The following is a 12,090-nucleotide window of genomic DNA, read 5'->3' as shown; positions in this document are numbered from 1 at the left end:
TAACCATTCATCCTCAACGGATAAACCATTTCTGATCCACGGCGAAGGGAGCCCCAGGTATGAAAACAATGAAAGTAGGCATTATTGGCTGCGGTAAAATCAGCGGCATCTATATGGAAAACTGTCATCGGTTCGAGGTGCTGGAACTTGTTGCTGTTGCGGATCTCGACCAGAAACGTGCCGAGGAGCAGGCAGCAGCCTATAACGTGCCTAACGTATACAGCGTCGACGAAATCTTGGCTGATCCCGAGATTGAGTTGATCATCAACCTGACGATTCCTTCCGTTCATGCGGATGTATGCTTGCGGGCGCTTGAATCTGGCAAACATGTTTATGTAGAAAAACCGCTCGCTGTTACCCGTGAAGAAGGGCAGGCCGTGCTCGAAACAGCGAAGCGTAAGGGACTGCTCGTGGGTTGTGCACCAGAAACGTTCTTTGGTTCAGGCATCCAGACTTCACTTCAATTGGTGGAAGAAGGGGTAATCGGCAAGCCGGTGGCGGCGACCGCATTTATGATGAGTCGTGGTCATGAGCACTGGCATCCAGATCCGGAGTTTTATTACGCATCAGGTGGTGGGCCAATGTTTGACATGGGTCCATACTATCTTACCGCATTGGTCCAACTGATGGGCCCGATCAAATCGATTGCAGGTATGACAGGTAAAGCCATGGAAGAACGGACGATTACGAGTGAGAAAAAGAGGGGCCAGACGGTTTCCGTCGAAATTCCTACTCACGTTACCGGTCTGTTACAGTTTGAACAGGGAGCCATTGGCACACTGATTACAAGCTTTGATGTATTTGGCGGAAGTGCGCTGCCACCGATTGAGATATATGGCACGCATGGTACATTGCAGGTACCTGACCCCAACACTTTCGGTGGTCCTGTTCGTTACCGCTTGCTGGGTGAACATGAATGGACGGAAGTTCCGCTTCTCCCAGGATATCAGGAAAATACACGCGGCATCGGTGTGGCAGATATGGCCTATGCAGCACATAATGGACGTGCACACCGTGCGAGTGGGGAACTGGCATACCACGTACTTGAGGCCATGTGGGCATTCCACGATTCATCAGATGAGCAGACGTTCTACCAGATGAAAAGCTCTTGTCAGCGCCCGGCTGCATTGCCTGTGGATCTGCCATTGTATACATTGGATAAATAAGATAGTCATTATGCTTTATATCATGACGAAAAGCCCTTTTCCTTCGAACAAGGAAAGGGGCTGTTTTTTATTAAATCAAAAAAATCTGGGGATAAAAGCGATCAGAAGGTTGTTTTGTCATCGGAGTGACCAGTGTAAATATTCTTTAGTTCAACGTATATAGCCATTTAGGGCTCAAATCCCGCCTGACTGATCCAGATCTCATCCTCGGAAAAAACGTTTTTCATCCGCTGAACAACAGTCTGATAAACATCTGGATGGTACCAGTGCTCCATCCCCACTTCTTGATAGAGCGACTCCATGCCGAGTCGACGGGTGCGCTTGCCCTCACTGCCATCACCCATGAAATAATCGTCAATGCATACACGCTGAACCAGAGGTCTCAAGATGGCTGCAAACTGTTCACTGCTGGGTAATACGGGAGCAATCGCAACCTGTGTCGGTATTCCGGCATCCCTCAACTGTTCCAATGCGCGTAATCGGCCTGCAATTGGGGGAGCGGAAGGGCTGAAATGCTTGCGCATATCGTCCAGATCCGTTTCCACCGTCATGCTGACCCGAACCCGGTCACCTAACTGTTGTAACAGATCTATATCACGGGTAACGAGTGGACTGCGGGTTTGGACTAATACAAAATCGGGTGGATGCTGTACCATCGTTTCAAGTAATGAACGCGTGATACACTCCTTGTATTCGGCGGGTTGATACGGATCGGTACTGGAGGACATGAACAGAGTGACCTTCCCTTTCTGTAAGGCACGCTGCAATTCTTTGGCGAACACTCGAGAAGCCTCCTGTTTCACATCCACCCAGCTCCCCCAATCCTCTTTGCGAAATAAGGAAACAGGCATCTGTCTGACATAACAATAGGAACAACCGAAGGCGCAGCCTGTGTAAGGATTCAGCGTATGTGTATAGCCATTAAGGAACCCTGTCCCCTTGTTGAGTAACGTTTTTGGTACTTTGTAAGTAAGATTTGTCTTCATAAGTTCTCATGCCTTTCGCGGTAGTGTACAGGTGTGAGACCTGTGTGTTTGCGAAATACAGTAATGAAATAAGCTGAGTTAGGTATACCGACATGGCGGCCAATATCGGTGACGGTAAGTCCGGTATGTTCAAGCAACTTCCGGGCTTCGGTGATTCGTTTATCCTGAATATATTGAACCGGTGTGCGGCCTGTAATCCGCTTGAACACACGATGCAGATGATAAGGACTGCCATGACTTACAGTTGCAAGGACATCCAAGGTTAGAGGTTCGGCGTAATGATGTTCGATGTAATCCGTGATCCCGTATATCCACTCCTGATCAGGTACCCGCTCGCCTGTAGGTTTACAACGTTTGCAGGGTCTGAACTTTCGTGCCAATGCTTCTTCAACATGTTGAAATATCAGCACATTTTCAGCTTTGGGTGCTCTGGATTTACAGGAAGGTCGGCAAAAGATACCCGTTGTTTGCACACCGTAAAAGAACGTTCCATCATAAGAATTATCGTTGTGGATGATGGCATGCCAGTATTTTCCATCTATAGATTTGGGCAGTATGCGATCTTGATCTGGACTTTCCACGGTGATCACCTCATCTCTAATTATACCCTTGATTCGAAGGGATTGACGAAGTTTCAACTTAAAAAGCAAGATATCAATATCTGGGATAAAGTACCTTCCTTCAATCTGAACGAAATATGAGCTACAATATACAGGATGGTATACAGGTTATATAGGTCCAACTAAACTTTCTACACGAGAACGGAGAGGACAGAAATAACGTGAAGAAGCGAAGCGTTCGCCTTTATCCCCGGATTTTCCCTTTGAAGAAGGGAATTTAAAAAAATCTGGGGATAACAGCGATCGGAAGGTTATTCTGTCATCGGAGTGTAAGTGTAAATATTCTTTAGTTGAACTCATATAGAACTCCAATGAAATTTATAGACGAAAGAGGTAGGTAGGCATGGTTCGTTTTGGCGTAGTGGGTACCAACTGGATTACAGAAAGGCTTCTTGAAGCCGCAGCACAGGTTGAAGGATTCAAATTGACCGCCGTGTATTCAAGAACTGAAGATAAGGCTAACGCATTTGCAGATAAATATGAGGTTGAACACCGTTTCACCGATCTGGAAGACATGGCGGCAAGTGATGTAATCGACGCAGTCTACATTGCAACACCGAATACGGTTCATGCGGAGCAGGCTGAGCTTTTTCTGAGAAACGGTAAACATGTATTGTGCGAGAAACCTCTGGCTGCAAATAGCGCCGAAGTTCGGAGCATGATTGATACAGCACGAGAACATCAAGTTCTGCTCATGGAAGCGATGAAATCTACCCTTGTTCCCCAGTTCAAAATGGTGCAGAAGAACCTGCACAAAATCGGCCCTGTCCGTAAATACGTAGCAGGATACTCTCAGTATTCTTCGCGTTATGACAAGTACAAAGAGGGGATTGTCCTGAACGCGTTCAAGCCTGAACTAGCTAATGGAGCGTTAATGGATCTCGGTGTGTATTGTCTCTATCCATTGATTACATTGTTCGGTGCACCTAAGCGGGTTCAATCCCAAGCGATGATGCTGGAATCGGGCGTGGATGGACAAGGCAGTGTGCTGCTGGATTATGATGGGATGGATGCGGTTGTTACATACTCCAAAATCTCCAATTCTCATCTACCAAGCGAAATTATGGGGGAACTGGGCAGCATTATCATTGACAAGATTGGTTCACCGGAACATGCAGAGATACGTTACAATGACGGTACGGTGGAGCAGCTCACAGTCGAACAAAACCATCCGGCGATGTATTATGAAGTGGAGGAGTTTGTGAATCTGGTTCATGAAGGCAAAAAGGAGTCTGACATGAACACGTATGAACGCTCCGATGTTACGATGCAGGTCATGGATCAGATTCGGAAGCAGATTGGGCTTGTGTTCCCTAACGATTGATTCAAGCGCAGGAAAGGAAGCTGAGACGAGATGAGCAGAGATGAGCAGAGCAACCGGTCTAATGATTCTGGTGGTTTGGAACTGACACAGATCGTTTTCATAGGAAGAACCTTCGAGGAATATATGAAGATGTTCAACCTGACGGTGGAGGATCTTACAGGCAAGTCCATTCTGGATTGTCCAGGTGGAGCGTGTTCGTTCAGTAGCCAGGCGCGCAAGTTGGGTGCAGACCCCATGGCCTTGGATATTGCCTACGAATACGAGATCGACGAGCTTGAGGTAAAGGGATTTCAGGACATTGAGCATACGATGAAACAGATGGAATCGGTGCAAGGCATATATGTGTGGGACCAATTTGGATCAATCCAGGGGTTAAAGGAAGAACGAACTCGTGCCATCACAGATTGCATTGCAGATATGAGAATGTTTCCTGACCGTTATGTAGCGTCTGTGCTCCCGGATCTACCCTTTGCGGATGAACAATTCGATCTGACGTTATCCGCCCATTTCCTGTTTACGTATGCGGATCGATTGGATGTTGATTTTCATCTTGCAACCGTAATGGAACTACTGCGTGTGACCAAACGAGAGGTTCGCATTTTTCCAACAGTTGATCTGTCTGGCGAACGTTACAAACACATGGATGCATTAAAATTTATACTCGAAGAGCGTGGGTGCATCGTATCCGAAGAACCAACTTCATACGAGTTTCAACGGAATGCTCACACCATGCTTCAAATTGTTAAACATAATCGAACAAGATAGGAGGTTTTTTTGGATGAATAAAGTACTTATACTTGGGGGTACACGTTTTTTCGGTAAACGTCTGGTGGATCACTTGCTGTGGGAAGAGAAGTCTCAGATTACAGTCGCAACTCGTGGTAAAACGGATGTTGACTTCGGACCCGAAGTGAACCGAATCAAGATGGATCGTGAAGACCCGGAATCACTGGCAGAGGTTGCGCAGACAGACATGTGGGATGTTGTGTACGATAATATCTGTTATTCACCGGATGCGGCGAAAGCGGCATGTGAAGCTTTTGCAGGACGCACCAAAAGATACGTTCTGACATCCACACTCTCGGTATACGGTGATCCCCGACCTGGATTTAAGGAAACGGATTTTGACCCGTATACATATCCATTGCAGTATGGGAGTGCGGAGGATTTTTCGTATGGAGAAGGCAAACGGCTTGCGGAGGCTGTATTTTTCCAGGAAGCAGATTTCCCGGTTGTGGCGATGCGTATTCCCATTGTACTCGGGATTGATGATTATACGAGAAGACTTCATTTTCATATTGAACATGTGCAAAAAGGAAAACCGATCGGCATGCCAAATCCGGATGCAGAGATTGGATTCATCAATTCCACAGAAGCGGCAAGATTTCTCGCTTGGCTTGGACATTCGTCCATTACCGGTCCGGTGAATGCAGCTTCCAAGGGTGCGATTACGCTGTCAGCCATGATGCATCTGATCGAGACGGTCACGGGCATGCAGTCCCAGATCCTTAAGGAAACTGTGAAAGAAGACATGTCACCCTTCGGGATCGAGCAATCATGGACGATGGAGACGACCAAGGCAGAACAAGCAGGTTATACGTTCGAACCTCTGATGGACTGGTTCCCGGGACTCGTTCGTGAGGTCGCTCTTGCATTACAGTCGGAGCGGTAGAATATCGGTATGGATGGAACCATAATGAAACTGAATGAACCTGACGAAATGACCGGTTCGAACGAACAGGTCATCTAACGAATGAATATCAAACAGGGTGCAACCAGAGCGTAATCTCCGGTGCACCCTTTTTATGTTGTACATTTTTCGAATTTGAACAGGACCTAATCTAGATAAGTGGGACTAATCTTTTACACGATAATATTTGGTCAACTCTTGCGCTTAACTCTATTCTTGTTCACGTGGGGCAGTAGCTGAAGCCCGTATGCGCAGTTCTGATGGTAGAATGACGGTTTGGGCTTCGGAAGGGGCCTTGCCCTCAATTCGGTCAATCAGCATCTGTACGCCCTGAAACCCAAAGTCATATGCTGGCTGTGCAGCTACAGTCAGGAAAGGATCAAAAGCAGAAGCCAGATCCAGATCGTCGAAACACACAACAGAAATGTCTTCTGGTACACGCAGTCCTCGTTTGCGCAAAAGCCGAATGACCCCAATCGCCAGCATGTTGTTGGCGGCAAAAATGGCTGTTGGTTGATCCGATTGAGAGAGTAGTCGATCCAGTCCTTCTTCATCGCTGAAATCCCGGTACCCGGTTCGAAGCACAAGCTCGGGATCGATATCAGCTCCGGCCTCTCGTAAACCCGCTATATAACCTTCCTCCCGCAGTCTGGCGGTAGAAACCTCCGAAGAACCATTGACCAGTGCAATGCGCCGGTGCCCCAGTTGCACCAGATATCGGATCAGTTCAATCGCGCCTTCCCGGCTATCTCCAGCAATGATATCTGACGTAATGCCAGGTACGGTGCGGTCCAGAAAGACAAACGGAATGTGACGTTCCTGCAGCTGTTTCAGATGTTGGAGAGAACGATCTCCCGCTGGGGCAAAGAGTACACCATCCACACGAGTAGACAGAATCGCATCTACATAATCCTTTTCCTTTTTGTAATCCTCGTCACTATTGCCGAATAAAAGACGGTACCCACGAAGATGGGCTGCATCTTCAGCACCACGCGCCAGTGTTGTATAAAAAGGGTTGGTAATATCCGTAATAAGCAGGGAGAGCATCTGGGTTCGTTGAAGCACAAGGCTGCGTGCATTGGAGTTCGGGATGTAACCCAGTTCGTCGATCACCTGTTGCACACGTTCACGTGTCGCGGAACTTATACGGCCTGTATGATTAATGACCTTGGAGACTGTCATGGCGGAGACGTTGGCTTTTTTGGCAATATCGTAAATGGTAATCATTATAATCTAACCTTTCCGCAACATAGTCTTACCATTCTATAGGATAATGTCAATTGACAGCAAGATAGGCTCGTGCTATGTTAGGGTTACCGATAACCCTAAAGGGTTCTGAACGTATTTACTACATAAACCATTTCGCTGAATTCGCTCATGCACGTTCCATTTTCTTGAATAGAGGAACTACATTCATAGCTAATTAATGAAGTGGTTTATTGTTATTTTTAAAAATATGTAAACGCATTCAATATCAACCAAGGCTCTTGGTAATCTGTGTATGTAGTTCTTGCGTGCAACTCGGGTATCGGTTATATCTCCGTCATTATCTTATTCCAATCACTGCACATGGATCAGACAGAAGGCTACTCAATTCAACCCAAATTCTATGAAACGAATTGAAGGAGGACATTCCAGTATGACACATCAGGATTATCGTTATAAACAGGCTTTCCCCAAGATTGGTATTCGTCCCACGATTGATGGAAGACGCAAAGGCGTTCGGGAGTCACTGGAAGAGCAAACGATGCGTATGGCTACATCTGTTGCGGAACTGCTTGCAGCCGAACTGCGTTATCCTGACGGCTCCGCGGTGGAGTGTGTTGTGGCCGAGACCTGTATTGGCGGAGTAGCCGAAGCGGCCGCAGCAGCAGAACTGTTCAGCCGTTCGAACGTTGGTGTAACGATCACCGTGACACCGTGCTGGTGTTATGGTACGGAAACGATGGATATGTCGCCGTCCACTTCAACAGCCATCTGGGGTTTTAACGGAACTGAACGTCCTGGTGCTGTGTATCTGGCGGCAGTTCTCTCTGCCCATGCACAGAAGGGGATTCCGGCCTTTGGGATCTATGGAGAGGATGTTCAGGACGGCGGAGATACAACGATTCCCGATGACGTGCGTGAGAAATTGCTCCGGTTCAGCCGTGCAGGTCTTGCAGCCGCGACCTTGAAAGGGCAAGCCTATCTGTCTATTGGATCAGTATCCATGGGGATTGCAGGTTCGATTGTGAACGATTCATTTTTCCAAGAGTATCTGGGCATGAGGAACGAATATGTAGATATGAGCGAACTCACTCGTCGTATTGAAGAAGAAATCTATGATCCTGAGGAGTATAAGCTCGCACTGGCTTGGGTGAAGGAGAATTGTAACGAAGGTCCAGACAACAACGCTGCCCATCTGCAAACGGATCGCAAACGCAAAGAGTACGAATGGGAAACCGTTGTGAAAATGACCCAAATCGTGCGTGACTTGATGGCGGGTAACCCAAGATTGGCAGAGCTTGGTTTTACAGAGGAATCGATGGGTCACCACGCGATTGTATCCGGCTTCCAGGGACAACGGCAGTGGACGGATCATTCTCCGAACGGAGATTTTCTGGAGTCGATATTAAATTCTTCCTTTGACTGGAATGGCAAACGTGCGCCTTATCTGGTGGCAACGGAGAATGACAGCCTGAACGGGGTATCGATGTTATTCGGCTCGTTACTCACGCATACGGCACAGATCTTTGCTGATGTGCGTACGTATTGGAGTCCGGATTCAGTACAGCGTGTGACGGGGCACCAGTTGGAAGGAAACGCGAAGGATGGCATCCTGCATCTGATTAACTCCGGTTCCGCAGCTTTGGATGGCACTGGGCAACAGTCCAGAGATGGTAAGCCTGTACTCAAGCCATTCTGGGAAATTACAGATGAGGAAGTTCAGGGTTGTCTAAAAGCAACATCGTGGAGACCGGCATCCGTAGAGTATTTCCGCGGGGGCGGCTATTCAGCGGATTTCCTGACCAAAGGTGGCATGCCTGTAACGATGACACGTCTGAATCTGGTCAAAGGACTGGGACCCGTACTGCAAATCGCTCAGGGTTATACAGTCGATCTGCCTGAAGATGTGCATGATACGCTGGATCGACGGACAGACCCAACCTGGCCATCCACCTGGTTTGCACCTGTTCTAACCGGATCGGGAGCGTTTACTTCCGTATACGAGGTCATGAATCAATGGGGCGCCAATCATGGCTCCATCTCGTATGGACATATTGGTGCAGATCTGATTACTCTCGCTTCCATGCTTCGCATTCCGGTAAATATGCATAATGTACCTGAAACGGAAATTTTCCGTCCGCGTGCATGGGGATTGTTCGGCACAAGTGAGCCGGAGAGTGCAGACTACCGTGCTTGCAGTGTGTTTGGCCCGTTGTATCGTTAAAATAAAGTTCCATTCCTGTCAAACGCCATGTTCCTTGTGAGATGAGGTAACATGGCGTTCTCTTGAAAGCTGTGTTCAGAACTCGAATACGGCTTATCGCGTAGAGTTAAGGAGGCTTGAAAGAATGGGCAATCAAGCAACACATGTGCTTGCTGCCGATTACGGCGCCGGTAGTGGACGCGTAGTCCGGGGTTCTTTTGATGGAAACAGACTCTCGTTACAAGAAGTGCATCGATTCAACAATGAACCCGTTCAGCTGGGGGACGGATTGTATTGGGATTTCTTACGACTTTTTCATGAATTAAAACAAGGCATTGTGAAAGGGACGCAAGGCATCTCTCCATCGGTCCGTTCTATAGCTGTGGATACGTGGGGAGTGGACTATGGACTGGTGGATGGTGCGGGAAGGTTGTGCTCGAACCCTCGTCACTATCGGGAAGCACGCAATGCACAGTGGATGGAAGAAGTTCTGCACAAGGTGAAAGAAGAAGAACTGTATGCCATGTCCGGCGTTTTGCCGCAGCAGATCAATACAGTTTTTCAACTGCTAGGCAGTGTACGAGAGCAGGCCGAAGGTTTGCGTCCGGATGTGCGCATGTTATTTATGCCGGATTTATTTCACTATTATCTATCCGGTCAGCAGGCTTGTGAGTATACGATTGCAAGTACCAGTGGGCTGTTGCATGCAGGCGAGGCGCGTTGGAATTACCATCTGATCGGGCGTCTCGGTATACCGGAAACATTATTTCCAAAGCTCGTTCAACCGTGTACCGTGCTGGGCAATTTAACAAATGAGTTGTGCGCCGAGTTACGGACTGGACCGATGCAGGTAGTCTCTGTGGGCTCACACGATACGGCATCTGCCTTGGCAGCGATTCCTGCGATGGATTCGGATTTTGCTTTTATCAGCTGTGGTACCTGGTCACTTATGGGGGTGGAGCGTGATACACCTGTATTGGATGACCGAAGTCGTGCATTAGGATTCACCAATGAAGGGACGGTACGTGAGAAAGTACGCACCCTGAAAAATCGTTCAGGCCTGTGGCTGCTACAAGAATGCAAACGGCAATGGGAGCGGGAGAATCAACTTTTTACACATGAAGAACTGATTCAGCTAGCTACCTTGGCAACGCCGCATCAAAGTTATGTATCGCCGGGAGATGGCGTGTATTTGGCGCCAGGGAATATGGCTGAACGCATACGCCAACAATGCAGTCTCACCGGACAGACTGTCCCCGAAACGACTGGAGCGATTGTGCGCTGCATTCTGGAAAGTCTTGCACTGGAATTCAGGCAGACGCTGGATGAACTGCAGTTGGTTACAGGTGCAAGACCTCGTGTCATTCATATGGTTGGTGGTGGTGTACATAATCGCCTATTGTGCCAGTTTACAGCCAATGCAGCCGGTGTCCCGGTGGTGGCAGGCCCGGCAGAGGCGACTTCAGCCGGGAATTGCATGCTGCAATTCCTTGCGCATGGAGAAGTGAGTAGCTTGGCCGAGGTACGGGAGGTCATGGCTGCTTCCTTTTCCCCCGAGACCTATGAGCCTGAGGATACAGAGCTGTGGCAGGAAGCTTATGAAAACTACCAAAGTCTGAATCAAATCAAAAGGTAATAAATAGATTCAATGCAATGAGCATTGACGCAAAATGCTAAAAAGAAAAGTAAGAGGAGTGGTTAGGAATATGTCTGAACAGCAAATAAGGGAAGAGTTGACGAAGTATGCACGTAGAGCAGTTGCCCAAGGGCTCGTGGTCGGACCCGGTGGGAATCTGAGCGCACGCTCTGGGGGAACGATGTTGTTGTCTCCGAGCGGATATGCACTTGAAGATCTGGAACCGGACGAATGGATCGCCATTGATATCGAGACAGGAGAGACTCGTGCGGGATCAACACGTCCGTCTTCCGAAGTATTAATGCATCTGTATAGTTATCGTGTGAATCCTGATATCCAAGCCATTGTGCATACGCATCCGGCATATACGATCGCACTTAGTCTTGTTTTCGATGAATTGCCACACTTGTTCCCTGATCAGTCCGCCTTGGTGGGCGATATCGGATTTGTTCCATACGTTCTGCCAACGACGAAACTACTTGCCGATGCAGTCTCAGCAAAGGTAGACGAACATACGGCACTCATTCTTGTCAATCACGGATTGGTTACGACCGGTAAAAACCTCCGCGAAGCCTATTACCGCACCCAGGTGGTGGAAGAAAGCGCGAAAGTATATATGATCGCCAAGGCAGCGGGAGAACCCAAAGTGTTAACTGCTGAAGAATATAAGGAAATTCAATCGCTTGAAAGTGAAGCCTACCGTGTGCAATTATTGCAACAACTCAAGTCTTAAACGGAGATTATCCATTCGTCAAAACATGACATGAAACTGAACAATCCACTATTTTTCTCGACAACTATTGCATAACCTGAAATACCGAGTATAATACTTGGTAAATAGACGAAAAGGGGATGCAATAAACGATGAAAACACATGCTGAATTGAACTCACTTCTTGTTGACGATTATCTGGATCTCCTGAACATTGCGAAACAGCTAGGTGATGACGAATGGAAAGATGCTATTCTGCAAGCATTGAAGGAAGAAGTCGATGCGAATCATCATCTGGATTCCAAAGAGGTAAGACAGGATTTATGGATTCAATTTGAAGGCATTAATGAACAAATGCATGATCTGTTAATGCAATTGAAGCATGCCGACAGTCCTGAGGAGAAAGAGCAGATTATTGAAATGATCTGGGGATTGAAAGTAGGCCGTCATGCGATCACACGTAAACTTGAAACCATGAGCCGTGCCAGCGCTGGACATCAATAAGCTCTAGGTTGATTATACATTGAAACCCGCGTGTTTCCTGGGAT

Annotated in this window: 11 protein-coding genes; 8 read left to right on the top strand and 3 right to left on the bottom strand. The window is 47.7% G+C overall.

All coding sequences use genetic code 11. The annotated features are described in order from the left end of the window. The first annotated feature begins 59 nt into the window (after positions 1-59). Entirely contained in the window at positions 60-1,166 is a 1,107-nt protein-coding gene (locus MHB43_RS18240; RefSeq protein ID WP_405117675.1) for a Gfo/Idh/MocA family protein, read from the top strand. 167 nt (positions 1,167-1,333) lie between these two features. Here MHB43_RS18240 and MHB43_RS18235 read toward each other — a convergent pair whose 3' ends face one another. Together MHB43_RS18235 and MHB43_RS18230 are read right to left on the bottom strand one after the other, a co-directional pair. After that, positions 1,334-2,152, bottom strand: a complete 819-nt coding sequence (locus MHB43_RS18235) for a radical SAM protein (protein ID WP_339176994.1) — start codon at positions 2,150-2,152, stop codon at positions 1,334-1,336. Next, positions 2,149-2,733, bottom strand: coding sequence for a bifunctional transcriptional activator/DNA repair enzyme AdaA (locus MHB43_RS18230; protein WP_339176992.1), 585 nt, complete (start codon positions 2,731-2,733; stop codon positions 2,149-2,151). The genes MHB43_RS18235 and MHB43_RS18230 overlap by 4 nt, the downstream gene beginning before the upstream one ends. Positions 2,734-3,115: 382 nt before the next feature. Here MHB43_RS18230 and MHB43_RS18225 point away from each other — a divergent pair, with 382 nt between their 5' ends. The 3 genes from MHB43_RS18225 to MHB43_RS18215 are packed head-to-tail and all read left to right on the top strand — an operon-like array spanning position 3,116 to position 5,768. Continuing rightward, positions 3,116-4,096 carry a Gfo/Idh/MocA family protein gene (locus MHB43_RS18225; RefSeq protein ID WP_405117674.1) on the top strand — a complete coding sequence of 327 codons (981 nt, stop codon included), beginning with the start codon at positions 3,116-3,118 and terminating at the stop codon, positions 4,094-4,096. Positions 4,097-4,126: 30 nt separating this feature from the next. Beyond that, entirely contained in the window at positions 4,127-4,861 is a 735-nt protein-coding gene (locus MHB43_RS18220) for an SAM-dependent methyltransferase (protein WP_339176989.1), read from the top strand. Positions 4,862-4,874: 13 nt separating this feature from the next. Next, positions 4,875-5,768, top strand: a complete 894-nt coding sequence (locus MHB43_RS18215) for an NAD-dependent epimerase/dehydratase family protein (RefSeq protein ID WP_339176988.1) — start codon at positions 4,875-4,877, stop codon at positions 5,766-5,768. 228 nt (positions 5,769-5,996) lie between these two features. Here MHB43_RS18215 and MHB43_RS18210 read toward each other — a convergent pair whose 3' ends face one another. After that, entirely contained in the window at positions 5,997-7,013 is a 1,017-nt protein-coding gene (locus tag MHB43_RS18210; RefSeq protein ID WP_339176987.1) for a LacI family DNA-binding transcriptional regulator, read from the bottom strand. A gap of 412 nt (positions 7,014-7,425) precedes the next feature. On the opposite strand from MHB43_RS18210, the gene MHB43_RS18205 reads away from it, so the two are divergent. From MHB43_RS18205 to MHB43_RS18190, 4 genes are all read left to right on the top strand, one after another. Continuing rightward, the gene (locus MHB43_RS18205; protein ID WP_339176985.1) at positions 7,426-9,216 is read left to right on the top strand and encodes an L-fucose isomerase; all 1,791 of its coding nucleotides are present in this window, start codon (positions 7,426-7,428) and stop codon (positions 9,214-9,216) included. Positions 9,217-9,340: 124 nt separating this feature from the next. Further along, a complete protein-coding gene (locus MHB43_RS18200; protein ID WP_221821521.1) occupies positions 9,341-10,831 on the top strand; it encodes a rhamnulokinase family protein in 1,491 nt (496 codons plus the stop codon). Positions 10,832-10,901: 70 nt separating this feature from the next. Next, positions 10,902-11,564: a class II aldolase/adducin family protein gene (locus MHB43_RS18195; protein ID WP_339176984.1), complete on the top strand. Its 663-nt coding sequence runs from the start codon at positions 10,902-10,904 to the stop codon at positions 11,562-11,564. A gap of 131 nt (positions 11,565-11,695) precedes the next feature. Then, a complete protein-coding gene (locus MHB43_RS18190; protein ID WP_405117673.1) occupies positions 11,696-12,046 on the top strand; it encodes a hypothetical protein in 351 nt (116 codons plus the stop codon). Positions 12,047-12,090: the final 44 nt, after the last annotated feature.

The sequence above is a fragment of the Paenibacillus sp. FSL H8-0317 genome (assembly GCF_045040685.1).
In the GTDB taxonomy this organism is placed as follows: domain Bacteria; phylum Bacillota; class Bacilli; order Paenibacillales; family Paenibacillaceae; genus Paenibacillus.
The sequence above is the reverse complement of the archived record's forward strand: the minus strand, read 5'-3'. Positions and strand labels throughout refer to the sequence as shown.